This window comes from Curtobacterium sp. MCBD17_032 (genome assembly GCF_003234855.1).
Lineage (GTDB): Bacteria > Actinomycetota > Actinomycetes > Actinomycetales > Microbacteriaceae > Curtobacterium.
On the sequence record NZ_QKTO01000002.1, the window covers coordinates 294,323 to 317,923 of the forward strand.

General features: G+C 73.4%; 23 protein-coding genes and 1 pseudogene. 14 read left to right on the plus strand and 10 right to left on the minus strand.

Features of this window, described 5'->3' with window-relative positions:
* Positions 1 to 103 precede the first annotated feature (103 nt).
* Positions 104 to 1,273 carry an exonuclease SbcCD subunit D C-terminal domain-containing protein gene (locus DEI91_RS04400; protein ID WP_111051102.1) on the plus strand — a complete coding sequence of 390 codons (1,170 nt, stop codon included), beginning with the start codon at positions 104 to 106 and terminating at the stop codon, positions 1,271 to 1,273.
* A complete protein-coding gene (locus tag DEI91_RS04405) occupies positions 1,273 to 4,365 on the plus strand; it encodes an AAA family ATPase (RefSeq protein WP_111051103.1) in 3,093 nt (1,030 codons plus the stop codon). Before DEI91_RS04400 ends, DEI91_RS04405 begins: the two co-directional genes overlap by 1 nt.
* A gap of 48 nt (positions 4,366 to 4,413) precedes the next feature.
* Here DEI91_RS04405 and DEI91_RS16175 read toward each other — a convergent pair whose 3' ends face one another.
* Entirely contained in the window at positions 4,414 to 4,590 is a 177-nt protein-coding gene (locus DEI91_RS16175; protein WP_181439496.1) for a hypothetical protein, read from the minus strand.
* Entirely contained in the window at positions 4,587 to 5,393 is an 807-nt protein-coding gene (locus DEI91_RS04410) for a class E sortase (RefSeq protein WP_258374290.1), read from the minus strand. Before DEI91_RS04410 ends, DEI91_RS16175 begins: the two co-directional genes overlap by 4 nt.
* Before the next feature lie 103 nt (positions 5,394 to 5,496).
* Here DEI91_RS04410 and DEI91_RS04415 point away from each other — a divergent pair, with 103 nt between their 5' ends.
* Positions 5,497 to 5,988 carry a GNAT family acetyltransferase gene (locus DEI91_RS04415; RefSeq protein WP_111051104.1) on the plus strand — a complete coding sequence of 164 codons (492 nt, stop codon included), beginning with the start codon at positions 5,497 to 5,499 and terminating at the stop codon, positions 5,986 to 5,988.
* A gap of 18 nt (positions 5,989 to 6,006) precedes the next feature.
* On the opposite strand, the gene DEI91_RS04420 is transcribed toward DEI91_RS04415, so the two are convergent.
* Entirely contained in the window at positions 6,007 to 6,987 is a 981-nt protein-coding gene (locus tag DEI91_RS04420; protein ID WP_146244207.1) for an EamA family transporter, read from the minus strand.
* 36 nt (positions 6,988 to 7,023) lie between these two features.
* Here DEI91_RS04420 and DEI91_RS04425 point away from each other — a divergent pair, with 36 nt between their 5' ends.
* The 5 genes from DEI91_RS04425 to DEI91_RS04445 all read left to right on the plus strand — a co-directional run bounded on the left by DEI91_RS04425 (position 7,024) and on the right by DEI91_RS04445 (position 13,089).
* On the plus strand, positions 7,024 to 8,202 hold the full coding sequence (locus tag DEI91_RS04425; protein WP_146244208.1) for a CPBP family intramembrane glutamic endopeptidase: 1,179 nt from the start codon (positions 7,024 to 7,026) through the stop codon (positions 8,200 to 8,202).
* A gap of 9 nt (positions 8,203 to 8,211) precedes the next feature.
* Positions 8,212 to 10,059 (plus strand): DNA helicase RecQ, encoded by a 1,848-nt coding sequence (gene recQ, locus DEI91_RS04430; RefSeq protein ID WP_111051107.1) that lies wholly within the window; start codon positions 8,212 to 8,214, stop codon positions 10,057 to 10,059.
* A gap of 191 nt (positions 10,060 to 10,250) precedes the next feature.
* Positions 10,251 to 10,766 carry a hypothetical protein gene (locus tag DEI91_RS16180; protein ID WP_181439475.1) on the plus strand — a complete coding sequence of 172 codons (516 nt, stop codon included), beginning with the start codon at positions 10,251 to 10,253 and terminating at the stop codon, positions 10,764 to 10,766.
* 704 nt (positions 10,767 to 11,470) lie between these two features.
* On the plus strand, positions 11,471 to 12,160 hold the full coding sequence (locus tag DEI91_RS04440) for a M23 family metallopeptidase (protein WP_220038042.1): 690 nt from the start codon (positions 11,471 to 11,473) through the stop codon (positions 12,158 to 12,160).
* A gap of 47 nt (positions 12,161 to 12,207) precedes the next feature.
* Positions 12,208 to 13,089: an NAD(P)-dependent oxidoreductase gene (locus tag DEI91_RS04445; protein ID WP_258374291.1), complete on the plus strand. Its 882-nt coding sequence runs from the start codon at positions 12,208 to 12,210 to the stop codon at positions 13,087 to 13,089.
* Positions 13,090 to 13,095: 6 nt separating this feature from the next.
* On the opposite strand, the gene DEI91_RS04450 is transcribed toward DEI91_RS04445, so the two are convergent.
* Together DEI91_RS04450 and DEI91_RS04455 are read right to left on the minus strand one after the other, a co-directional pair.
* Positions 13,096 to 13,284 carry a hypothetical protein gene (locus DEI91_RS04450; protein ID WP_111051109.1) on the minus strand — a complete coding sequence of 63 codons (189 nt, stop codon included), beginning with the start codon at positions 13,282 to 13,284 and terminating at the stop codon, positions 13,096 to 13,098.
* 37 nt (positions 13,285 to 13,321) lie between these two features.
* The gene (locus DEI91_RS04455; protein ID WP_111051110.1) at positions 13,322 to 13,831 is read right to left on the minus strand and encodes a MarR family winged helix-turn-helix transcriptional regulator; all 510 of its coding nucleotides are present in this window, start codon (positions 13,829 to 13,831) and stop codon (positions 13,322 to 13,324) included.
* A 48-nt stretch (positions 13,832 to 13,879) separates the two neighbouring features.
* Here DEI91_RS04455 and DEI91_RS16895 point away from each other — a divergent pair, with 48 nt between their 5' ends.
* Positions 13,880 to 14,884, plus strand: a complete 1,005-nt coding sequence (locus tag DEI91_RS16895) for an alpha-E domain-containing protein (protein ID WP_111051311.1) — start codon at positions 13,880 to 13,882, stop codon at positions 14,882 to 14,884.
* Positions 14,885 to 15,115: 231 nt separating this feature from the next.
* Here the strand turns inward: DEI91_RS16895 and DEI91_RS16900 are convergent.
* Positions 15,116 to 16,177: pseudogene (locus DEI91_RS16900) on the minus strand (MFS transporter); the annotation flags it as partial.
* Positions 16,178 to 16,257: 80 nt separating this feature from the next.
* Entirely contained in the window at positions 16,258 to 16,722 is a 465-nt protein-coding gene (locus DEI91_RS04470; protein ID WP_111051111.1) for a MarR family winged helix-turn-helix transcriptional regulator, read from the minus strand.
* Between the two features lie 152 nt (positions 16,723 to 16,874).
* Between DEI91_RS04470 and DEI91_RS04475 the strand changes: the two genes are divergently transcribed.
* Entirely contained in the window at positions 16,875 to 17,627 is a 753-nt protein-coding gene (locus DEI91_RS04475; RefSeq protein ID WP_111051112.1) for an SDR family NAD(P)-dependent oxidoreductase, read from the plus strand.
* Positions 17,628 to 17,796: 169 nt separating this feature from the next.
* Here DEI91_RS04475 and DEI91_RS04480 read toward each other — a convergent pair whose 3' ends face one another.
* Complete coding sequence (locus DEI91_RS04480) at positions 17,797 to 18,735, minus strand: acetamidase/formamidase family protein (protein ID WP_111051113.1); 939 nt, start codon at positions 18,733 to 18,735, stop codon at positions 17,797 to 17,799.
* Between the two features lie 444 nt (positions 18,736 to 19,179).
* Between DEI91_RS04480 and DEI91_RS16185 the strand changes: the two genes are divergently transcribed.
* Positions 19,180 to 19,335 carry a hypothetical protein gene (locus DEI91_RS16185; protein ID WP_181439497.1) on the plus strand — a complete coding sequence of 52 codons (156 nt, stop codon included), beginning with the start codon at positions 19,180 to 19,182 and terminating at the stop codon, positions 19,333 to 19,335.
* Between the two features lie 29 nt (positions 19,336 to 19,364).
* Positions 19,365 to 20,252: an alpha/beta hydrolase gene (locus tag DEI91_RS04490; RefSeq protein WP_111051115.1), complete on the plus strand. Its 888-nt coding sequence runs from the start codon at positions 19,365 to 19,367 to the stop codon at positions 20,250 to 20,252.
* Here the strand turns inward: DEI91_RS04490 and DEI91_RS04495 are convergent.
* Entirely contained in the window at positions 20,245 to 21,384 is a 1,140-nt protein-coding gene (locus DEI91_RS04495) for a S9 family peptidase (RefSeq protein ID WP_181439476.1), read from the minus strand. The two genes, DEI91_RS04490 and DEI91_RS04495, sit on opposite strands and share 8 nt — an antisense overlap.
* Positions 21,385 to 21,812: 428 nt before the next feature.
* Between DEI91_RS04495 and DEI91_RS04500 the strand changes: the two genes are divergently transcribed.
* Together DEI91_RS04500 and DEI91_RS04505 are read left to right on the plus strand one after the other, a co-directional pair.
* Positions 21,813 to 22,862, plus strand: a complete 1,050-nt coding sequence (locus tag DEI91_RS04500) for a biotin/lipoate A/B protein ligase family protein (protein WP_111051117.1) — start codon at positions 21,813 to 21,815, stop codon at positions 22,860 to 22,862.
* 64 nt (positions 22,863 to 22,926) lie between these two features.
* The gene (locus DEI91_RS04505; protein ID WP_181439477.1) at positions 22,927 to 23,292 is read left to right on the plus strand and encodes a hypothetical protein; all 366 of its coding nucleotides are present in this window, start codon (positions 22,927 to 22,929) and stop codon (positions 23,290 to 23,292) included.
* Positions 23,293 to 23,316: 24 nt separating this feature from the next.
* Here the strand turns inward: DEI91_RS04505 and DEI91_RS04510 are convergent, their stop codons facing one another.
* Positions 23,317 to 23,601, minus strand: coding sequence for a GNAT family N-acetyltransferase (locus tag DEI91_RS04510; RefSeq protein WP_111051119.1), 285 nt, complete (start codon positions 23,599 to 23,601; stop codon positions 23,317 to 23,319).

The following is a 23,601-nucleotide window of genomic DNA, read 5'->3' on the forward strand; positions in this document are numbered from 1 at the left end:
ACCGTACGCCGCCGCCGTTCCACTGGCGCTCGTCGTCGACTCGCCGTCCACAGGCCCGGCGGCGGCGTCCGGGATGTCCCCGGCGGCCGTTACCGTGGCTCACATGCGGATCCTGCACACCGGCGACTGGCACCTCGGGCGCACCCTCCTCGGTGCGGACCTGCTGGAGCACCAGGCGGCGTTCCTCGACCACCTCGTGCAGGTCGTCCGCGAGCGGTCGGTCGACCTCGTGGTGGTCGCGGGGGACGTCTACGACCGGGCCATCCCGCCGGTGGAGGCTGTCCGCATGCTGTCCCACGTCCTCGAACGCCTCGCGGAGACGGCGACCGTCGTCGTGACCCCGGGCAACCACGACTCCGCGGTCCGACTCGGCTTCGGTGCGGGCGTCATGAGCGACCGGGTCCGGATCCTCGCCGAGCCGGCCCGGCTCGCGGAGCCGGTGCTGGTCGACACCGACGACGGCGGCGGTCCGGTCGCGGTGTACGGCATCCCCTACCTCCAGCCCGACATGGTGCGGTACGCCCTCGCGCCCGTGCCCGACGAGCCGCTCGCCCGCTCGCACCAGGCCGTCGTCGGCGCGGCGATGGACCGGGTGCGGCGCGACCTCGCGGAACGCCCCGGCACCCGGTCGGTGGTCGTCGCGCACGCCTTCGTCGGCGGCGCGCTGCCGAGCGACAGCGAGCAGGACATCCGCGTCGGGGGCGTCGACCGGGTCGCCGAGTCCACGTTCGACGGCGTCGACTACGTCGCGCTCGGACACCTGCACGGGCCACAGCGCGTCGGGTCGGGCGACCGCATCCGGTACGCCGGGTCACCCCTGGCCTTCTCGTTCGGGGAGCGGAACCACACCAAGTCGGTCACCCTCGTCGAACTCGCTCCGGACGGGGCCGTGACGGTCGACCTCCTCCCGACGCCCGTACCGCGCCGGCTCGTCGACGTGCGCGGCAGCATCGGCCAGATCGAGTCCGGGGCGTTCGCGGAGCACGCTGACGCATGGGTGCGGGTCGCCGTGACGGACACGGTGCACCCGGAGCGCCTGTACGCCCGCGTGAAGGACCGCTTCCCACACGCGCTCGCCATCACGCACGAGCCCGCGGACGTGCCCGACCGGTCTGCGGCACGGGCCGTCAGCGCGACGTCCGACCCGGTCGAGGTGGCCGCGGACTTCGTCGCCTACGCCACCGGCGGCAGCCCGGACGACGTCGAACTCGGCATCCTGCGGGACGCCTACGAGTCCGCCGCGGCCGCCCTGGCCGAGCAGGGAGCACGCTGATGTACCTGCACCGCCTCGAGCTCCGCGCCGTCGGCCCGTACCCGGACCTCGTCTCGATCGACTTCGCCTCGCTCGCCGCGTCCGGGGTGTTCCTGCTCGAGGGCCCCACCGGATCGGGGAAGTCCACCATCATCGACGCGGTCGTGTACGCGCTCTTCGGCGGACTCGCCGGCAGCGACGCCAGTGCCGACCGACTGCACAGCCAGCACGCCGACCCCGCCGTCGAGCCCTTCGTGGACCTGGTCTTCGAGACGAGCGCCGGCGTGTACCGCGTCCGTCGGACCCCGCCGTACGACCGTCCGAAGCAGCGGGGGAGCGGCACCGTCCGGCAGCAGGCGTCCGCCCAGCTGTGGCGGCTCGCCGACCCGGCGGACCTCGTCGGTGAGCCGCTGTCCCACCGGGCGCCCGAGATCGGTGCCGAGGTCGCCCGGGTCGTCGGCCTGAACCGCGACCAGTTCCTGCAGACCGTCGTCCTGCCGCAGGGGGAGTTCGCGAAGTTCCTGCGCGCTCCCGGCGAGGACCGCCGGAAGCTCCTGCAGTCCCTGTTCGGGACCGCCGTCTACGACCGCACCGCCGACGAGCTCGCCGCACGGCGACGTGCCGCGGTCGCCGAGGTCGAAGCGGCGGACGCCCGGGTGCGGGACGCCCTCGGTCGGTTCCGCCAGGCCTCCGGAGACGACGACGCCGACGAGTCCACCGCCGACGACGTCGTGGCCGCGCTGCACCGAGCCGTCGTCGAGCACGAGGACGCCCGCGCACGTGCCGCGACCGCCGCACAGCACGCGGTCGCCCACCTCCACGACGTCACCGCGCGCCTGGCGGCCGTCGACCGACGCCGCGACCTGCTCACCCGCCGCAGCGCCGTCGCCGCCGCAGCACCGGCGATCACCGAGCACCGGACCGCCCTCGCCCTCGCCGACCACGCCGCCGTGGTCGTCGCGGTCGCGGACGGCGCGGCCTCGGCGGAGGACCGCCTGACCGCACTGGTGGGCGAGCGCTCCACGATCCGCGACCGGCACGACGTCACCGACCCGACCCCCCGTGCGACCCACGACCGGCTGGTGGCGGCCCTCGCCGACGTCCGGCACCTCGTCGAGCTCGAGCGGACCCTCGGCGACCGGAGGGCAGGGATCGAGACCGCGGTCGAGGAGCTCGAGCGGACACAGGCCCGGCTCGACACGGCCGCGCGGGCACTCGCCGCCCGACCGGACGAGCGTGCTGCGATCGTGCTCGCCGCGAGCCGGGCGGCGGAGACCGCCGCCGACGCCGACGCCGCGGAGCGTGCGGTGGCGACGGCGCAGGAACTCGCTCGTCTGCTCGCCGCACGGGTCGCCGCCACCGACGCCGCGGCGGATGCCGCTGCCGCCGTCACCGACGCAGCCGCCACCGCCTCCGCGGCCCTGTCGACCGAGAACGACCTCCGGGCTCGCCGCATCGCCGGCTTGGCGGGCGAACTGGGCGGCGCGCTCGCCCCGGGCGACGTCTGCCCCGTCTGCGGTTCGGTCGAGCACCCCGCCGTGGCGCGACCACAGGAGGACCACCCGAGCGCCGACCAGATCGACGGTGCCGCGGCGGCACGCGCCGATGCCGAGCGTGCCCTCGCCGCCGCGACCGCCGAGCACGCCGTCGCCGGCGCGGAACTCGCCCGCCTGACCGAGGCCGTCGGTGCCCACGACGAGGCGTCGGTCGCCCAGCAGCGACGTGACGCCGAGAGCCGGCTCGACGCAGCCCGCTCTGCCGTCGCCGCGATCGCGGAGCACGAACGGCAGCTACAGGACCACGACCGGGCGACCCGGTCGCTCGAGCAGGACCACAACGACCTGGTGACCCGGAGTCGCGTCCTCGCCGACCGGATCGAGGGTGACCGCGCCCGGGTCGACGACGACGAGCGGCGCGTGCGGGCAGCGAGGCAGGCCGTGCGCGCGGTCGCCGCCGTCGCAGACGCCGCGGGGGCCGGGGCGGAAGCCCGGTCTGCCGTCGGTGCCGACGGCGACGAGACCCTGTCCGGCTTGGTCGGACGGGTCGACGCGGTGACCGTGGTCCTCCGCGCGGTGGCGGACCTGGACGACCGGGTCGCCGCCGCCGAGCGTGACGTCGCCGACCGCAAGGCCGAGGTCGACGCCGCCGTGCAGGCGCAGGGCTTCACCGACGTCGGCTCGGCGCGGGCGGCCGCTCTCAGCCGTGGCGAGGCGGACCGGCTCCGCGGGCTCGTCGCCGCGGCGGACCGGGAGCAGGCCGTGGTCGAGGCCGGCCTCGCGGAGCCGGCGGTGGTCGCCGCGGCGGACGACCTGGTGGCCGTGACGGCAGAGGAAGACCGCGGACACGAGGGCGGCGGACACGGGGACTGCGGACACGAGGTCGGCGGTGTCCAGCTCGACCTCGGCGCCGCCCGGACCGCTCGGGATACCGCGGCTGCCGCGCTCGACGACGCGACCCGAGCCGCAGCCGCCGCGACCGAGCGTGCCGCGGCCGCGGACCGCTGCGCCGCCGACCTCGCCCGCGCCGTCCGCGGGCGGGACACCACGAGCGCCGAGAGCCGCGCGGTGGTTCGTCTCGCCGACATCGCCACCGCTGCGCCGACCGCCAACCCGACGGGGATCACGCTCGGGACCTACGTGCTCATGCGCCGGTTCGAAGACGTCGTCGCAGCCGCCAACGACCGGCTGCGCGCGATGCTCGCCGGTCGCTTCGCGCTCGAGACGTCGGACGAGCGGGAGTCCGGTACCCGAGCCCGACGGACGGGGCTGGCGCTGGCGGTCCGCGACCACCTCACGGACAGCACGCGGGACCCGCGGAGCCTGTCCGGTGGTGAGACCTTCACGTTCTCGCTGTGTCTGGCGCTCGGGCTCGCCGACGTCGTCCAGGCGGAGGCGGGCGGTGTGTCGCTCGGCACGCTGTTCGTCGACGAGGGGTTCGGGACGCTCGACCCGGAGACCCTCGACGACGTCATCGGGCAGCTGTCGCGGCTGACGGCAGGCGGACGTCAGGTCGGCATCGTCAGCCACGTGGAAGAGCTCAAGCAGCGGATCCCGGAGCGCATCGCCGTCCGGCGGACCCCCGGAGGCGGCTCCCGCGTCATCACCACGGTCTGACAGCCGAGCCGGATCGTCACCGGGCCGCGGACGCCCGGTCCGGGCGCGTCAGGACGATCGGGGCGCGTCCACCGTGCCGTCGGGCGGCGGCAGGATGTCGGCCGCGATCCACGGGAACACCCACGTGAACAGGACGAACACGATCGCGACGAGCAGCACGAGCAGCTCGAGCACCTTGAGCGCGGTGGGGCCGGGCAGGAGGCGCCACACGAGGGGGAAGATCACTTGGCCGCCTCCGACAGTTCCTTCGGCGTGCCGTCCGACGCCTGCATCCAGTAGTCCATCTTCGCGTGCACGATGTACCGCTCGGCGGCGGACCACATCGGGTGGCAGGCGGTCAGCGTGAGCCAGCGGTCCTCGGCACCGGGTTCGACGCCGGGCTTGTTCGGCACGGGGGCGATGGTCTCGATCTTGTCCGGCGTGACGATCTGGCTGTCGGTCACCTTGTAGACGTACCAGACGTCGAAGTCCTTCGCCGCGTCCGTGACGCGCACGACGACCGCGTCGCCGTTCTGCATCTCGGCGATCTGGTTGAGCGGCTTGCCGTAGGTGACACGGTGACCGGCGACGGCGAAGTTGCCCTCGGCGCCCGGCATCGCGGTGTCCTGGTAGTGCCCGAGCCCGATCGTGTTGAGGACCTGTTCACGGTCCGTGCCCTCGCCGATCGGACGGGTGTAGTCCGCCCCGAAGCGGGGGATCTGCATGGTGCCGAACACGGTCGACAGTCCCGGCGGCTCCGACAGCACGGGTGCTTCGTCGCGGTGCTCCGGGCCGACGGCCTTCTTGGTCTCCGGCTGCTGCAGGGTGTCCACGAGCGCGTTCTGCTCGTTCACCGCGACGACGTCCGTCCACCACGCGGTCCAGACCACGTAGAGGCCGGTGCCGGCTCCCGCGATGATGAGGAGTTCCGCGAGCAGCGCGACGAGCGCGCCGAAGACGGTCTGGCGGGGGCGTCGTCGGCGGGGCCGCTCGGCCTCGGTCGCGTCGCGCGCGTCGCGTCGGGACGGCAGCGTGTCGTGAGAGGTCACTGGGACTCCGGTTCGTGTGGACGGCGCAGTAGGTCTATCAGACCACGGCGACGACTCGCTGCGGGGATCATCCACAGGGAGATCCACCGCTACCGTGGGCGAGATGGAGCACGTCATCCGCCCGTTCCGTCCCGAGGACACCGACGCGGTCGTCGCGCTGTGGGAGTCCTGCGGCCTCGTCCGCCCGTGGAACGACCCCCGTCGGGACATCGCCCGGAAGCTGACCGTGCAGCCCGAGCTGTTCCTGGTGGCGGAGGGGCGTGCGGGCGTCGACCGGGAGGCCGTGGTCGCCGCCGGCATGGCCGGCTTCGACGGGCACCGGGGCTGGGTGAACTACCTGGCCGTGCGGCCGGACCTGCAGGGTGGCGGGCTCGGACGGGCGATGATGGCAGAGTTCGAGCGGCTGCTCACCGACATGGGGTGTCCGAAGCTCAACCTGCAGGTGCGCGCCGGGAACGAGCAGGTCATCGCGTTCTACGAGTCGCTCGGGTACGCCCCGGACCACGCGGTCTCGCTCGGCAAGCGACTCGTCGTCGACGGTGTCGGACCGGACCCACACGCCGCGGTCGTCGAGCGGACGGGTCACACGGCCTGACGGATCCTCGCAGCGCTCTCAGGACAGGGCGAGCCCGACGGCGGCGCCGAACGCCAGCACGATGCCCGTCGTCTGCACCGCAGTGAGCCGCTCTCGGAGCACGACCCCGGCCAGGACGACCGTCCCGATCGGGTAGAGCGCGTTGAGGACGCTCATCACGGGCAGGGTCGACGGGTCGTCGCTCGAGTGCAGGCCCGCCTGGATGAAGAGGTTGGCGAGGGCGTCGAGGACCCCGCACCCGACGACCGCGAGCACGAGCGCGCGGCCCGGCCTCGCCCGCGGGGCACCGACGGCTGCCGGGTCGTTGACCCCGCCGCTGGACGTGCCCGCCGGCCGGACCGCACCGCCCGCGGCGACCCCGGGGCGCCCGGCGACCGACCCTGCGTCATGCGCCGCGCCTCCCGGCCGGAGCCGGACGACCACGAGTGCCGCCGCACCGAGCAGCACCGCCTGCACGACCCGCGCCACCACGAGCGTCGCGACGCCCGCGTCCGGCGGTGCGCCGTCGTATGCCAGGACGATCCCGCCGAGCCCGCACCCCGCGGCCGCTGCCGTCACGACCCCCCGGACGGTGAGGCGGGCACCGCCGCTGTCCGGCACCGCGGCGACGAGGACGACGGCGACTCCCGCCACGACGAGCGCGACCATCCCGAGCGGGGTGAGCACCGTGCCACGGAGGAGCGCGACCGCGACCGGTACGACCGCGGTGAACACCGCGGTGAGCGGTGACAGGACGCTCATCGGTCCGGTCGCGAGCGCGGCGTACAGGAGGAGCACGCCGACGCCACCGGAGACCCCGGCGACGACACCCCAGCGGACCGCCTCGGCGCCGAAGCGCCCGCCGAGCAGGACGAGGCCGACCAGGAGCGGGGCGAGGCCGACGACGGCGGCGACCGCCGTCACCGACACCGGCCGCGCCCGGCGGGACGCGAGGCCGCCCAGGAAGTCCGCCGCGCCGTAGACGACGGCGCCGGCCAGACCGAGCAGCACGGTGATCACGGGTCCCATCCTGCCCCGACCGGTACCCTGCTCGGCGTGAGCGTTCCCTACCACCGGTTGCCCCGTGTCGATGCGGCCTGGCGGTGGTGGCGTCCGCTCGTGGCCCTGGCGGTCTTCCTCGGCTTCTACCTGCTGTCGCAGGTCCTCATCGCGATCGCCTACCTCGTGCCGATCGGGGTGCAGCGCGGCCCGGAGGGACTGGAAGACCTGCTGGCGAAGCTGTCCGAGGGGGCGCTCGACCCGACGGACCCGCTCGTGTTGTCGATGTCGCTCGTGTCCCTCGTGGTGCTCTTGCCGGCGATCATGCTGTCGACGAAGGTCGCGCGGCTCGGTCCGTACGGGTTGTTGTCCTCGATCCGGCTGCGGGTCCGGTGGGGGTGGCTCGGCTGGTGCCTGCTCCCGCTGCTGGTGCTCGGGATCGCCATGTTCCTGCTCCAGTCGTGGGGCATGTTCGCGTTCGACGGCGGGCTGCACTGGAACACCGCGGCGATCGGTCAGTCCACCGTGTCGGTGCAGACGCTGACGGTGACGATCCTGCTCGTCGTCCTGCTCGTGCCGTTCCAGGCGGCGGCCGAGGAGTACGTCTTCCGCGGGTTCCTCATGCAGACCATCGGCTCGTGGATCCCGGTGCGGGTCGTCAGCACCGTCGTCGCCGTCGGGGTCTCGACCGTGCTGTTCGCCGTCCTGCACGTGCCGAACGGGTACAACATCTGGGGCATCCTCGACGTCGGCTCGTTCGGGCTCGTCGCGGCGGTCATCGTGCTCCGGACCGGCGGGCTCGAGGCGACGGTCCTCCAGCACGCGCTGAACAACATCATGATCTTCGTGCTGCAGGCCCCCGGGTGGTCGGAGATCGACCTGTCCGGTGAGGGCTCCCAGGGGTCGCCGGGCGGGTTCCTGGTCACGCTGGCGTCGTCCCTCTTGTACTGGGGACTCGTCGAGCTCGTGGCCCACTGGCGACGGCTGGACCGTCGCTTCCCCGGTCAGGAGGCCCCGCGGTTCCGCGGGCCGGTCCCGCCCTGGGCGGGTGGGCGGCGGTGGCTCCGGCCGGGAGGCCCGGGCTGGTCCGGTGCGCCGGCGCTCGGTCACGGGTCGGTCACCTCCGGCGATCCTGCGCGGGAGCCGGTGCCCGTCGGTGCCGGGGCCGGTGCCGGGGCCGGTGCGTCCGCCGCGACGCCTGTGGAGAAGTCCGGTGGTGTCGGCCCCCGGCCGTAGGCTCGTCGCATGAGTCCCACCGCGCCTGCGCCCGAGTCGGCGGGCACCCGTTCCGCTGCCCTCGACGTGCTGCACCGGGTGTGGGGGTACGACGCCTTCCGCGGCGAACAGGCCGCGATCATCGACCGGGTCGTCGCCGGCGGGGACGCCCTCGTGCTCATGCCGACCGGTGGCGGCAAGTCGCTCTGCTACCAGGTGCCCGCGCTCGTCCGCGACGGGGTCGGCGTCGTCGTGTCGCCGCTCATCGCCCTCATGCAGGACCAGGTCGACGCCCTCGCGGCGAACGGCGTCCGGGCTGTCTTCCTGAACTCGACGCAGGCGCCGGACGAACGTGCGCGTGTGGAGCGCGCGATCGTCGCCGGCGAGGTCGACATGCTCTACCTCGCGCCCGAGCGTCTGCGGATCGAGTCGACGCGAGCGCTCCTCGACCGAGCCCGCATCGCGCTCTTCGCCATCGACGAGGCGCACTGCGTCGCCCAGTGGGGGCACGACTTCCGGCCGGACTACCTCGAGCTGAGCATCCTGCACGAGCGCTGGCCGACCGTTCCGCGCATCGCCCTGACCGCCACCGCGACGCCGCAGACCCACCGCGAGATCTCCGCGCGGCTCGGACTCGACGACGCCGCCCACTTCGTCGCCGACTTCGACCGGCCGAACATCCAGTACCGCATCGAGCCGAAGACCGGCGCCCTGCAGCAGCTCCTGACGTTCATCCGCACCGAGCACAGCGGGGACGCCGGCATCGTCTACTGCCTGTCCCGCAACTCGGTCGAGCGGACCGCTGCCGCCCTGGTCGACCAGGGGATCGCCGCCCTGCCGTACCACGCCGGTCTCGACGCGCGGGTCCGCGAGCGCAACCAGTCCCGGTTCCTGCGCGAGGACGGCATCGTCATGGTCGCCACGATCGCGTTCGGCATGGGCATCGACAAGCCCGACGTCCGTTTCGTCGCGCACCTCGACCTGCCGAAGTCCGTCGAGGGCTACTACCAGGAGACCGGGCGTGCCGGCCGTGACGGGCTGCCCTCCACCGCGTGGTTGGCGTACGGGCTGAACGACGTCGTGCAGCAGCGCCGCATGATCGACCAGTCCGAGGGCGACGCCGCGCACCGACGGCAGCTGAGTGCGCACCTCGACGCCATGCTCGCCCTGTGCGAGACGGTCGAGTGCCGACGGGTGCGCTTGCTCGCGTACTTCGGGCAGGAGTCCACGCCGTGCGGCAACTGCGACACCTGCCTGGCGCCGCCCGAGTCGTGGGACGGCACCGTCCCGGCGCAGAAGCTCCTGTCGACGATCGTGCGGCTCGAGCGCGAGCGCGGGCAGCGGTACGGCGTGGCGCACCTCGTGGACATCCTCACCGGCAAGCAGTCGCCGCGCGTGCAGGAGCTCCGACACGACACCCTCGCGACCTTCGGCATCGGCCAGGACCTCTCCGACGCCGACTGGAAGGCCGTCGCACGACAACTCCTGGCGCAGGGCTACGTCGCGGTCTCGGGCGACGGGTACGGCACGCTCGTCCTCAGTCCCACGAGCGCCGACGTCCTGGCGGGACGGGTCGAGGTCCGGATGCGCCGTGACCCGGTGAAGGCCCCGCGTGCCGGTCGCACCCGTCGGGCCGTCGTGTCGGACATGCCGCAGGAGTCGATGCCACTGTTCGAGGCGTTGCGACAGTGGCGAGCCGGTCAGGCGCGCGAGCAGGGGGTCCCGGCGTACGTGGTGTTCAACGACGCCACCCTGCGCGGGATCGCGGCGGTCCGACCGTCCGACCTCGACGAGCTGTCCGAGATCTCGGGCGTCGGTGCGGCGAAGCTCGAGTCCTACGGGCGCGCCGTCCTCGACGTGGTGGCCGCCGCGGTCTGAGCAGCGCGGGCGTGCTCCCGTCCGCCGGCTCGGTCATCCGGTCGGCGGACGGGTGCGCTGCCTGCTGCGCCGACCGCTGCCTGCTCGGCACCAGGTATTGCAGATGTGAAATACGAACACTATGCTCGGTCTCGCTCGTCGGGATCAGCACCGGCGGGACATCCGAACTCCTCCCCAGGGAAAGGCCTGCCATGTCCTCCACGCCCCTCTTCGACGCCATCGCCCGCCGTACGGCCGAGGTCGGACGCACCCGCACCGCCGGACGCGAGACCGCCCGCGCGACGTCGAACTCGCCGGCGGTCCCGGTCCCCGTCGCCGTCGACCTGGCCGCTCCGAGCACGCACACCACCGGGATCGACGCCCGGGGCACCGGGTCCGGTCTCGGTGTCCCCGCCGACGGCTCGGTAGCGGCCGGTGCCAGCACGGTGGACGCGCCGGCGTACCCGGCAGCCGCCCCGACCACTCCGACGTCGCCGGTGGGGTCGGCGGGCTCGGCCGCTCCCACCGCCGCCGTCCCCGCGGACCTCATCGCCGTGATCGACGACATCCCCGCCAGCCTCCGTGCGTCACTGGCCCGGGAGTACGCCGTCGGCCGGAACGAGCTGCCCCTGGTCGAAGCGGTCGTCGACGCCGTCACGAAGGCCGTCGTCGACGCGGTCGCCGTCGAGGTCGACCGGATCATCACGAGCGGAGTGATCCGATCCTGAGCCGAACGCAGGCGGCCGTCGCCGCGGACACCATGGTCGGCCTGGAACCGCCGCTGGCCGATCCGACTCCGCCGCTGGCCGATCCGACTCCGCCGTCGGCCGATCCGACCCCGCCGCTGGCCGGCCCGACTCCGCCGTCGGCCGATCCGACCCCCTCGGGACGCGTGGCCGAGCAGACGGGGCACCCGACCCGCCGGGCACGACGAGCGGCGGTCACGGACGCCTCGGTCAGCCCCGCGCAGCCGATGGGTGATCGGCCGGCGCCGGTCCCGCCGAGTCGACCGCGCGGACGCCGAGCGGTCACGGACGCCTCGGTCAGCCCCGCGCAGCCGATGGGTGATCGGCCGGCGCCGGTCCCGCCGATCAGGCCGCGTGGACCCCGAGCGGCCACGGCGACGAGGGTGCAGGACACGGTCGCGCCGGACTCGGTGTGCCCGCCGCGACCCGTACCCGCGCCGCTGCCGCAGTCTGCGCAGACACGTCCGGCTGTCCCACCGCGGCTCCCCACGCCGACAGAGCGGGACGACGCCGTCGGCGGTCCCGACGCTCCGCGCGCGGACCTCCCGAGCCGGAGGTCCGTCCACCGTCCACGCTCCGGGTCCCGACCCGGGTCCCGGTCCCGGTCGCGGTGCCGGTCGGCATCCCGACGTGCCGGACGGTCCGGCGGCAGTGCGCTCACCGTCGCGCTCGTCTCGGCCTCGCTCGTGTCCACCGTCCATGACGTCCGTGCGCACTGGTGGGGTCGACGCCGGACCGCGATGACCGCGCTCGCACTCGCCGTGTGCCTGGTGGTCTCCGACACCGCACCCCGGTCCGCCGTCGCCGTCGCCGTCGCGTCGCCGACGGTCACCCTCGCGCCCGGTCTGCAGACGCAGGACTTCCACGGGACCAGGAGCACGACGGCCACCGTGGCCCGGGAGGGCTTCACGGTCGGAGCCGGCAGCCGGAGCGGCGTCACACTGCGCCGAGCGCCGGGGTCCGCGGAGCTGGTGGCCCGTCCGGTCGCGGGGACGATCCCGTCGGCCGGGAACTTCGGCGGACGGGTCGTCGCCGGCTGCGCGGCGTGCTCGACCCAGCACCAGGGGACGGACTTCGCGGCCGCGCTCGGCACCCCGGTCTTCGCGGTGATGTCGGGAACGGTCGAGTCCGCCGGCGTGCTCGGCGGGTACGGCAACCAGGTGCTGCTCCGGCACCCCGACGGCACGGAGACGCGGTACGGGCACCTCTCGGTCATCGGGGTGCGGATCGGCCAGGTGGTCGGTGCCGGCGAGCAGATCGGCGCCGTCGGGAGCACCGGGATCTCCACCGGTCCGCACCTGCACTTCGAGGTGATCCTCGGCGGTCGAGCGGTCGATCCCGAACCGTGGCTCGCCGCGCGTCACCTCCTGCACTGACGGCGCTGCGGCGAGGCGCCGGGGAGCGGCGTACCGTCGACGTCGTCGTGGCGCTCGGGTCACGCGGTGAGGAGACCACGGTGCGCGTGTCGGTGTTGGGGACCGGAGCGATGGGAGCGGGTGTGGCGCAGTCGTTGCTCCGCGACGGGCACGAGGTGACGGTGTGGAACCGCACTGCGGAGCGCGCACGGCCCCTCGCGGACCTCGGTGCGACCGTCGCGGCGGACGTCGCGGACGCCGTCGCCCATGCGCAGGTCGTGATGCTGACCCTGTTCGACACCGATGCCGTGGTCGACGTCCTCGAGCGGGCCGCCGACGGCGCGCCGGAGGACACGGTCTGGGTGCAGGCGTCGACGATCGGGGTCGCCGGCACGGAGACCGTCGTGCAGCTCGCCGCGCAGCACGGCATCACCCTGGTCGAGGCCATGATGCTCGGGACGAAGGCGCCGGCGGAGCAGGGCACGCTGACGATGCTCGTCGCGGGTGCCGCCGACGCTGTCGCCGTCGTCGAGCCGGTGCTCGATGCCGTCAGCGCCAAGGTCGTCCGGGCGGGGGACCGGGTCGGCCAGGGCACGGCGCTCAAGCTCGCGGCCAACGCGTGGATCGCGTCGATCACGGCAGCCACCGGCCAGTCGTTGGCGATCGCCTCGGCACTCGGTCTCGACCCGCAGCTCTTCCTGCAGGCGATCGAGGGGTCGGCGAGTGACTCCGCCTACGCCCACACCAAGGGCGCGGCGATGATCGCGGGGGAGTTCCCCGCCCAGTTCGCCCTCGACGGGCTGCGGAAGGACATCGGTCTCATCACGGCAGCGGCTCGACAGGCCGGCGTCGACACGACCCTGCTCGACGCGCTCGGACGGGTGTACGCCGAGGCCAGCGCAGCGGGACACGGCGGCGACGACATCGCGGCGGTCGGCACCGCGTTCTGACGGCCCTCAGGAGCGGCGGAACGCCTGCCGCAGGCGCCGCACGAACCGGCTGACGGACTCGTCGTTGAGGGTGTTCGCGAGGGTGAAGGCCTCCTGCGCGGGGTCCGCGCCGTCCCGGATGCGACGCAACGCGGCGTCGGCGCGGGCGCGGGCGTCCAGCTCGGCCGCGGGCATGTCGTCCTCCGGCTCGCGCATGTCCTCAGCGTACGCCGGGGTGCGGAGCGGGCCGGGATCAGTCCTCGTCGCGGTCCGCGGTCTCGTCGACGGCACCCGCCATCTCGCGCAGGAACGCCACGACGACGGCCATGTCCTCCGGGGGCAGGTGCTGTGCGACCTCGACCGCACGGGAGTCCAGGTCGCCGATGACCGCCAGGGCGCGACGCATCGAACGGCCCGTCGCGGTGAGGATGACCCCGCGCCGGTCGGCCGGGTCCGCGTGCCGCTCGACGTGGCCGGACCGGACGAGACGGTCCACCAGTGCCGACGTGGACGCCGCCGTGATGCCGAGACGCTCCGCGAGTTCCTTCGAGTTGACGGTCCGCCCCGAGGTCTCGGCGTCGACGAGCACCCGCAGGGCCATCAACGCGTTCTCACCGATGCCGAGCTCCTCGCGCACACGACGTTGGGCGGAGCTCTCGGCGGTGCGGTACCGACGCAGTGCGTTCAACACGTCCACCGCGTCGACCCGGGAGTCCTCGCCGTACCAGTAACCCGGGGCTGTGGTCGTCACCTCGGAAGTCATGCCGTCAATGCTAGACGCTCTAGTTAGATTGTCTAGCGATCGGTGGACATGCACTCCTGCCGTCCAGGGAACGAAGCGTCGACGGTCTGCAACACCCGGGACCCCGTCCCGAAACACCCCGGCAACGCGCGGTCAGTAGGTTCGCCGCATGCAGGAGTCGCCGTGCTGAACCGACTCGCGCGGAGCGTCCACAGCGTCGGGGGCGCGGTCGAGCGGACGGACGTCGTCGCGCGTCTCCTCGACGTGCACCTCGCACGCCGCGATCCCGCCACCGAGACCGGGACGCTCGGTCGGACCCTCCGCGGCGTCGTCGGCGCCACGGTGCCGGAGGGTGCGGACCTGGGGCCGGAGGCCACCCTCGACGCGCTCGCGCTCGACCGGCACGAGCCGGCCTCGATCGCCGCCGCGGTCGCGGTGGCCCGGGACGATGCGCGTCGTGCCCGTGACGTCGTCTCGACCGAGCTGTGGGACTGCCTCAACACGACGCGGTCCCGGCTGCCGCGCAAGATCGCGGGGGAGCGGGCGCACGAGTTCCTCGGCTGGGTGCGTGAACGCAGTGCGCTCGCGGTCGGGGTGGTCGACGGCGACGCCAGTCGGGACGAGGTGTGGGAGTTCTTCACCCTCGGTCGGTCGCTCACCCGCCTGACCGTCACCGCGCGGATGCTCGCCTCGGACCTGCTCGACCCCACCTCCACGGCGTCGTGGTCGACCGCGCTGCGGGCCTGTGGTGCGGGTGAGGCGTTCCACCGCGAACACCGGCACGGCACGACCTCCTCGGCGGCGGCCACGTTCCTCCTCCTCGACGCACACAGCCCGCGGTCCCTGCTCTTCCTCACCCGACGGAGCGAGGAGTGCCTCGACGACCTGGTCGGTGTGCACCTCGCGGCCGAGGTCCGGGCGTTCGGCGACGCCCGCGCCGAGCTCGAGACGCTGACACCGGACACGGCGGTCGACGCCGCCCGGTCCGCCGGGGCGCGGCTCGCGGTGGCGGCGGAGACGGTCACGGCGGCGCTGGACGCCCACGTGTTCGCCGCACCGGAACCGGTCCGCTGACGGCGGCTCCGTGCAACTGGCGGGACCGCGGCTCAGACCGCGCTCGACCGGTCCGCCACCACCTCGTCGTGCTCGAGGTCCCGGCGCACCGCCTCGGCCCGCCCGCGACCCGACGACGGGGATCGACCGCGTGACGACGAGGTGCAGGCGTGCGTCGGCGTCGTACCGGAGCCGGACGTGCTGGGACCGGACGAGCCACACGAGGGCGATCGCGAGGGCGACGAAGCCCGCGAGCGCACCGACGACGATCGCCCACCGCGGTCCCCAGGCGTCGGCGACGGCGCCGACGATCGGTGCGCCCACGGGGGTGCCGCCGACGAAGATCGCCATGTACAGCGCCATCACGCGGCCGCGCATGGCGGGGGTCGTGGTGGTCTGCACGAGCGCGTTCGCGGTCGTCATGAAGGTCAGGGCCGCGAGGCCGACGAAGGCGAGCAGGACCGCGAAGGTCCAGTAGGTCGGGGCGAACGCGGCTGCCGTGCACGCGAGTCCGAACCCGCCGGCGGCCAGGGTCAGCGTGCGCATCCGGGGAGCGTCGCGCCGTGCCGCGAGCAGGGCGCCGAGCACCGAGCCGATCGCCATCACGGAGTTGAGCAGCCCGAAGTCGCCGGCACCGCGGTGGAACTCCACCCGCGCCATCGTCGAGGTGAAGATCGGGAAGTTCACGCCGAAGGTCCCGACCACGAAGACCATGGCGAGCACGACGAGGACGTCCGGTCTGGTCCGGACGTACCGGAAGCCGGCGACGAGCTGCCCCTTGCCCCGTGCGGCCCGCGGGTGCTCGGCGAGTTGCTGCGGGTCGACGAAGTGCAGGGCGACGAGGACCGCCAGGAACGACCCGGCGTTGATGACGAACACCCACCCGGAGCCGATCGCGGCGATGAGGACGCCGGCGACCGCGGGGCCGACGAGCCGGGCTGCGTTGAACGACGCCGAGTTCAGGGCGACGGCGTTCGACACGTCCTCGCCTGTGACGACGTCGGACACGAAGGCCTGCCGGACCGGGGTGTCGAACGCGGCGACCACACCGAGTGCGAGGGCGAAGCCGTACAGGGACCAGAGCGTCGCGGTGTCGGTGAGGACCATCACGGCGAGGCCGAGCCCGAGCAGCCCCATCAGGCCCTGGGTCAGCATGAGCATCCGACGGCGGTCGAACCGGTCGGCGACCAGCCCGGTCCAGGGCAGCAGGAGCAGCTGCGGGCCGAACTGCAGCGCCATCGTGACACCCACCGCGACGGCGTCCTCGTCGGTCAGCTGGGTGAGGACGATCCAGTCCTGGGCCGTGCGCTGCATCCAGGTGCCAATGTTCGACACGAGGGCGCCGGCGAACCAGATGCGGTAGTTGCGTCCCGAGAGGGACCGGAACACGGCGCTCACCGGACGGCGAGCTTCCGCATGACGTCGGTGGCGGCCGCGAGGGTCCGCCGTTCGGCCGCCGTGAGTGCCGCGAGCCGCGGGCTGAGCCACTCGTCACGACGCTGACGGGTCTCGGCGACGAACTCGACGCCGGCCGGGGTCGGGCAGAGCAGCACCTTCCGCCGGTCGTCGCCGTGGTCGTCCTTGGTCAGCAGGCCGCGGTCGATCAGGACGTCCACGGTCTTCGTCATCGACGGGGGAGTCACGCCCTCGGCCCGGCTGAGGTCGGCGAGCGTCATCGCACCATCGCGGTGCAGCAGCGCGAGGGCGGAGAACTGGGCGTCGGTGACGGAGGTGTCGGCCTTCTGTGCCCGGAGGGTCCGCGAGAGCCGGTTCACGGCCACCCGGACGTCCGTCGCGAGCGCGGCGGACGCTGCGGGTCGACGTCGAGAGGCGGTCGGGAGCGGTTCGGTGGCGGTCACGGATCGTCAGCCTACCTCATTAGTTCAGCGAACGAACCAGTTGGGGCCGCCTCACCGCCGCTGTCGCCGACCACCAGGCGTACGATGGGGATCTGGACAACAGGTGTTGCCCAGATGACGCGGGCCGGACGGCACGAGGAGGAGCAGGACACATGAACGGGTTCGAGGGCAAGGTCGCCATCGTCACCGGAGGTGGCAGCGGGATCGGCGAGTCGATCGCGAAGGAGCTCGCGGCAGCGGGTGCCTCCGTCGTCGTGACGGACATCAAGCAGGAGGCGGCCGAGCGAGTCGTCGCCGAGATCGAGCAGGCCGGTGGCACCGCGGCCGCCGTCGCCGCGAACTCGGCCCTCGCCGTCGACAACGAGCGGGCCGTGCAGTTCGCCGTCGACACCTACGGCGCACTGCACCTCGCCGTGAACAACGCAGGCATCGGCGCCGCTCCGCAGCCCATCGGTGAGTACGACGTCGCAGCGTGGGACCGCGTCCGCGCCGTCGACCTGGACGGCGTCTTCTACGGCCTCCGCTACGAGATCCCGGCGATCCTCGAGGCCGGTGGCGGCGCGATCGTCAACATGTCGTCCGTCCTCGGCTCGGTCGGCATCGCGAACAACGCCGCGTACGTGGCGTCGAAGCACGCGCTCGTCGGCCTCACCAAGGTCGCGGCACTCGAGTACACGGCCAAGGGTGTCCGCACCAACGCCGTCGGCCCGGGCTTCATCGACACCCCGCTCGTCCGGTCCTCGCTGAGCGCCGAGGAGCTCGCGGGCCTCGAGTCGCTGCACGCCGCCGGTCGGCTCGGCACCGACGCCGAGGTCGCCGCGCTCGTCCTGTTCCTGCTGAGCGACCGGGCGTCGTTCATCAGCGGCAGCTACCACCTGGTCGACGGCGGCTACTCCGCGCACTGACCGTCCGCGCACTGAGCCTCAGCGCACCCGCCTCGGTGCACAGGCCCTCCGTGCGGTCGCGCGGACGACCGCGAGCCGGTGCGCGTGCGCCGACGGACCGGCCGGCGGACGGACGGGAGGCCCGACCGCCGTGAGCAGATCTGCTCACCGCGGCCGGGCCTCCCGTCCGTCAGCGGGTCTGCGTGAGGATCGCGTCGTGTGCGAGCAGTGCGTGCACGCCCCACGTCCGGTTGGCGATCTGCGTGATCCGCATGCTCACCGCGACGCTGGCCATCGCGAGCGCCTCGGCGCGGCCGATGCCGTGCTCGGACGCGATCCAGTCGACCATCCGGTCGAGGGCCGTGGTCGTCGCCGCGTTGAGGTCCGCGTCGAAGCCGAACGTGATGCGCCCGGCCGGGGTGTCGGCGTGGATGCCCGCGACCGGCGCCGTGTCGAGCAGGGACAGCGTCATCGTCGTCGTCATGCCGCACTCGACGGCCGTGCCGGAGACCTCGCCGTCGCCCTGGGCGGCGTGCCCGTCCCCGACCGTCAGCAGCGCGTCGGGCACCGTCACCGGCAGGTACAGCGTGGCGCCGGCGACGAGTTCGCGGCAGTCGATGTTGCCGCCGCCGACGGCCCGGGGCGGGGTGGTCACGTGCTCACCGGTGGCCTCCGGCGGGACCCCGACGACGCCGAGGAACGGGGCGGTCCGGACGCCGAGTCCGAGCTGGTTGGAGGCGGTGCCCGCCGACGGGTCGATGTCCCACAGGAGCGGACCGCGGGTCGCGGGGTCGGCCAGCCCGAGCGCGCGGTTCACCGGCGTGTCCACGCCGCCGGAGCCGGTGTAGCCCCAGTCGTCCGGGACGAGGTCGTCGAACCGCACGGCCAGGACCTGACCCGGTCGGGCGCCCCGGACCGCGATCGGCCCGAGCAGACAGTGGCCGCGTCGGGGACTGATGAGGGTGGGGACGTCGACGCCGGGGGCTGGCAGCCGTCGGGTGTACCCGGCGGCGTCGAGCGTGTGGACCGTGACGGTGTCGCCGGGCTCGACCGTCAGCACGGGGTCGCGCTCGGCGGTGAACACGTCGACGGCGGTGTCCTCGGTGGTCGCGATGCGGTGATGGGTCACCCGGTGATCCTGCCAGGCGGCGCCTGTCGGTGAGGTGGGGCGGGCCTCCCGTCCGGGGCGGACCGAGGCGGACCTGCGGCCTGCGGCGGCGAGACGGGCCCGTCTGCTCTGGACGCCGCGGAACGCGCGAGACGCCGCCGGATCCGGCGGCGTCTCGCGTGCGGTGTGGCGTCGCCCGCAGACGGTGGCGTCCCGCGCGCCCCGCGGTGTGTGCGCACGGCGGCGTCTCCTGCAGACGGTGGCGTCTCGCGCGCCGCGCATCCTGTGCGCACGGCGGCGTCTCGGCGAGACGGTGGTGTCCCGCGGGTCAGTGGAACCGGGGGATGGTCAACCAGATCCCGTACAGGACGGCCGCGCCGCAGAGTGCGAAGCACACACCGACACCCAGGGCCGCGGCGAGGGGTCGCGGCGCGCGGGGTCGTGCCCGAGCGCGGGGTCTCCTCCATGGCCACCGAGGTGGCCATGGCGTTCGCGGTGTCGTGGAACCCGTTCGTGAAGTCGAACACGAGGGCCACCACGATCACCACCACGACGGTGACGAGGACGTCCATGCGCGCGACGCCAGGCCGGTACCCGACGGTGCGCGTGAACGCGGGATGAACAGGTGCGGCGTCTGCCAGGATGGCGCCGTGCCCACGTTCTCCGCCGCGCGAGGCGACTCCTCGTTCACCGACGCCTCCGGCGTCGAGATCGTCTACTCGACCTGGCGTGCCGGCAAGCCGAAGGGCATCGTGCAGATCGCGCACGGCGTCGGGGAGCACGCGCTGCGGTACGAGCCGCTCGCGCAGGACCTCGTGCGCGCCGGGTGGACCGTGCACGCGAACGACCAGCGTGGGCACGGTCGGACCGGTCTCGGTCAGTGGGACGGCGACCACGGGAAGCTCGGGAGACTCGGGGCCGGCGGGCTCCGGGCGGCGATCGCGGCCGTCGAGCAGATGACGTCCGTGGCGACGGCCGACGACCCGGGGCTGCCCGTCGTGCTGCTCGGACACTCGTGGGGGTCGCTCATGGCCCAGCGGATCGTGAACACCTCGTCCGAGCGGTACGCGGGTGTCGTGCTGTCGGCGACCGCCTACCGGCTGCCCGGGCTCATGAACGGCGGCGACCTCAACCGGCGGCACGCGGCATCGGGGCCGACGAAACACGAGTGGCTCACCCGGGACCGGGCCGTCATCGACGCCGTCGGGGTCGACCCGCTGGCCGTGGAGGCCGACGTGCTCGGCCTGTTCGGGCTGCCGGACACCCTCCGGCTGCTCGGGGTCCCGCGCCGGAACATCCCGCACGACCTGCCGATGCTGCTGCAGGTCGGGTCCGAGGACTCGCTCGGCGGACCCCGCTCGGTCGAGCTGCTCGCACGGGCGTACCGGCGGCGTGGTCGGCTGTCCGACGTGACCGTCCGCGTGTACGAGGGGGCACGTCACGAGGTCTACAACGAGACGAACCGCGACGAGGTGGTCGCGGACCTCGTCGCGTGGCTCGACGGGGCCGTCGCGGGTCGCGGACCCGGCGTCAGCTGACGGGGACGGAACGCCCCGCCACGCGTCCGAGGAAGCGGCGCACCGATCCGTGGAACAGGTCCGGGTCGCGGTTCATCTCCGAGCCGTGCGGGCAGGGCGCGACCTCCACCAGCGTCGCCGTCGGCCCCGCCGCCGCCACGAAGCGACGGGAGGCGTCGATCGGCACGTCCCGGTCGCCGACGCTGTGGATCACGAGCAGCGGCACCCCGACCGGCGGCCTCGGTCGCAACCGTCCGAGGGGGATCGGCGTCCGCACACCCGCGAGCCGGGAGAGCCCGGGGACCGTGAGCGCGCCCGCCCCGAGCACGCCGAGGAACCCGGGGAAGCCCGCCTTCACCGCACCCCACCGCAGCGCGGTGAACCAGTCGAGGGCCGGGCACACCAGGACCATGGCGTCGATGCGGTCGCGGAGGGCCGAGTCGCTGGCCGCGTGCATGGCGACGGTCGCGCCCATCGACCACCCGACGAGCACGAGCCGCTCCGCACCGTGGTCGACGGCGTACCGCATCGCGGCGTCGAGGTCGTGCCACTCCTCGGCACCGAAGGTCGCGGGCAGTCCGCGGTCGTCCTCGGCATCGCCGCGGTACCCGATCACGAGCGAGCTCATGCCGGCGGCGAGGGTGTCGGGGACGCCGCGGAGGACCGCGGTCCGGCTGGAGTGGATGCCGTGCACGTGGATCGCCCACGTCGTCGCTCCCGGCACGGGGAAGAGCCAGGCCGGCCGGTCCGATCCGTCGGCCGTGATCACGAGCTCGGTGGAGTCGGGCGACACGGCCGCCGGCTCGTCGAGGAGGTACCCGGTCCAGAGCAGCTCGTCGCCCGGCGTCGGCAGGGTCCCCGGGTCGTCGAGCACGGCGCGGCACACCCGATCACCGTCGTCCGTGCGGACGTCGCCGAGCAGGACGCTGTGCTCGGCGGCCCCGAAGTACACCCGGTACACGCCCGGGCACCGGGTCTGCTCGTCGGCCGGCACGGTGACACCCGCGGGACCCACGTCGAGGACGGTCACGGTCCGCTTCGGACGCGGGTGGACGGCCTTGCGGGCGACCACGACACCCGCTGCGGTCGATGCTGCGAGCCCCACGGCGGCCGCTCCCGACACTGCACGGACCACGACGCCGGTCATGCCCATGCGCGGACCCCACCGCCCCGTCGAACGCCCGGTCCGACGTCGTGCGGTCCTGTGCCGTGCTGTCCGGCGCTGCCCTGGCTGCCTCTGTCCTGTCTGACCACACGACGACCCTATTCGGGAAGCGGGGACCCGTCGGAGACCTGTGGAGAACCCCCTGCGAACGGGAAGGACCCCGGCCTGTTGGGGGGAACAGACCGGGGCCGGGCCACTCGACCCATTGGGGGGAACGGATCGAGCGGCGACGCCCGAGGCTCGAGGGGGGTCGCACCCCAGGCGTGGTGACGACGCTACGCCCGCACACGCACAGCGGCAACTCGGTTCGTTTTCAGGTGATCGGGTCGCACTGCGGGCGACGGACGCCGTTCCCGGCCGCCGGCCGGGAGGTCCGCTGCGGGGCCGCCACGGGCCTCCCGGCATAGGGTGGCGGCATGCACGGTGAGTACAAGGTCCCCGGAGGCAAGCTCGTCGTCGTCGACCTGGAGGTCGTCGACGGCAGGATCGACCAGTTCCGCCTGGCCGGTGACTTCTTCCTGGAACCGGACGACGCGCTCCCGCTCATCGACCAGGCGGTGAACGGCCTCCGTGCCGACACCGATGCCGCAGGGATCGCCGCCGCGGTGCGGCACGCGCTGCCGGAGGACGCCGTCCTGCTCGGGTTCACCCCGGAGTCCGTCGGGGTCGCGGTGCGCCGGGCGCTCTCGCGGGCGTCATCATGGCGGGACTACGAGTGGCAGGTCGTCCACGAGGGACCGATCAGCCCGAACGAGCACCTCGCACTCGACCAGGTCCTCACCGAGGAGGTCGGGGCCGGACGCCGCGGGCCGACCCTGCGCATCTGGGAGTGGGACCAGCCCGCTGTCGTCATCGGGTCGTTCCAGTCGCTGAAGAACGAGGTCGACCCCGCCGGCGCCGAGAAGTACGGCGTGCAGGTCGTCCGTCGCATCTCCGGCGGCGGCGCGATGTTCATGGACGCGGGTGCGATCATCTCGTACTCCCTCTACGTGCCGACCGACCTCGTGCAGGGCATGACGTTCGCCGACTCGTACGCGTACCTGGACGAGTGGGTGATCGAGGCGCTGAAGTCCCTCGGCATCGAGGCGTACTACCAGCCGCTCAACGACATCACCTCGACCAAGGGGAAGATCGGCGGGGCCGCGCAGAAGCGCCTCGGCACCGGGTCGCTCCTGCACCACGCCACCATGAGCTACGACATGGACGGCGAGAAGATGGTCGAGGTGCTCCGCATCGGCCGCGAGAAGATGAGCGACAAGGGGACGACGAGCGCCGCGAAGCGGGTCGACCCGCTCCGCTCGCAGACCGGTCTGACGCGTGCCGAGATCATCGACCGGCTCATCGGCACGTTCACGAAGCTCTACGGCGCGACCGAGGGGCACGTCACCGACGCGGAGCGGCAGCGGGCGCAGGAACTCGTCGACACGAAGTTCTCGACGCGGGAGTGGCTCGAGCGGGTGCCCTGAGCGCCGACTCCCGAGGTCCGGCCGTCGCCGTCGGTGCGGATCGCGAGGATCAGCCGCGCGGCGGATGTCCTCCGTGGATCAGCCACGTAGCGTCACTCCCGTGAACTGGTTGATCTTCCTGGGGGCGGTGGCCGTTGCGGCCGTCGTGATGTGGATCGCCGACCGTCTGAGCTGGATCGACCTGTCGAACAAGGCCACACGCGGGGGCGGGTCCGGCGGTGCGGTCGGGATGCTGGACGAGGTGTTCGCGCCGACGCGGCACGAGACCCAGAGCGAGTACGAGCGTCAGGCGCGGTTGCCGCGGGAGGCGCCGACGCCGGCCCGTCACGACCACGACCTGCTCAGCGGCACCGTGCTGATCCGTGTTCCGTCGGTTGGTCGTGTCGGCCGGCACGAGGCCCGGCCGGGCACGCTCGACCGCACCTCTTGACGTTCGGCGGCCGTCGAGCTGCCGCTAGCGGGTCGTGAGCTCCTGGTAGTCCGGGTGGCGCTCGATCCACGCCTCGACGTAGCTGCAGAGCGGGACGACGCGCAGGGAGCCCTCGCGGACGTCGTCGAGTGCGTGCTGCACGAGGATCGACGCATGGCCGCCGCCGCGGTGGGTCGCGTCGACCTCGGTGTGGGTGAAGCGGATCTCGTCGCCGTCGACCTCGTACGCGGCGAAGCCGATGACCTCGCCGTCCTCGACCAGGGAGTACTGCTGCGCGTCGGTGTCGTTGCGGACCTGGGGTGATGCCAT

What these genes read in the sequence shown, in the direction of transcription:
- DEI91_RS04400 (WP_111051102.1), top strand. Translation starts at nt 104, where the DNA reads ATGCGGATCCTGCACACCGGCGACTGGCACCTCGGGCGCACCCTCCTC.
- DEI91_RS04405 (WP_111051103.1), top strand. Translation starts at nt 1,273, where the DNA reads ATGTACCTGCACCGCCTCGAGCTCCGCGCCGTCGGCCCGTACCCGGAC.
- DEI91_RS04415 (WP_111051104.1), top strand. Translation starts at nt 5,497, where the DNA reads ATGGAGCACGTCATCCGCCCGTTCCGTCCCGAGGACACCGACGCGGTC.
- recQ (WP_111051107.1), top strand. Translation starts at nt 8,212, where the DNA reads ATGAGTCCCACCGCGCCTGCGCCCGAGTCGGCGGGCACCCGTTCCGCT.
- DEI91_RS16180 (WP_181439475.1), top strand. Translation starts at nt 10,251, where the DNA reads ATGTCCTCCACGCCCCTCTTCGACGCCATCGCCCGCCGTACGGCCGAG.
- DEI91_RS04450 (WP_111051109.1), bottom strand. Translation starts at nt 13,284, where the DNA reads ATGCGCGAGCCGGAGGACGACATGCCCGCGGCCGAGCTGGACGCCCGC.
- DEI91_RS04455 (WP_111051110.1), bottom strand. Translation starts at nt 13,831, where the DNA reads ATGACTTCCGAGGTGACGACCACAGCCCCGGGTTACTGGTACGGCGAG.
- DEI91_RS16895 (WP_111051311.1), top strand. Translation starts at nt 13,880, where the DNA reads ATGCACTCCTGCCGTCCAGGGAACGAAGCGTCGACGGTCTGCAACACC.
- DEI91_RS04475 (WP_111051112.1), top strand. Translation starts at nt 16,875, where the DNA reads ATGAACGGGTTCGAGGGCAAGGTCGCCATCGTCACCGGAGGTGGCAGC.
- DEI91_RS16185 (WP_181439497.1), top strand. Translation starts at nt 19,180, where the DNA reads ATGGCCACCGAGGTGGCCATGGCGTTCGCGGTGTCGTGGAACCCGTTC.
- DEI91_RS04495 (WP_181439476.1), bottom strand. Translation starts at nt 21,384, where the DNA reads ATGGGCATGACCGGCGTCGTGGTCCGTGCAGTGTCGGGAGCGGCCGCC.
- DEI91_RS04500 (WP_111051117.1), top strand. Translation starts at nt 21,813, where the DNA reads ATGCACGGTGAGTACAAGGTCCCCGGAGGCAAGCTCGTCGTCGTCGAC.
- DEI91_RS04505 (WP_181439477.1), top strand. Translation starts at nt 22,927, where the DNA reads ATGTCCTCCGTGGATCAGCCACGTAGCGTCACTCCCGTGAACTGGTTG.
- DEI91_RS04510 (WP_111051119.1), bottom strand. Translation starts at nt 23,601, where the DNA reads ATGGCATCACCCCAGGTCCGCAACGACACCGACGCGCAGCAGTACTCC.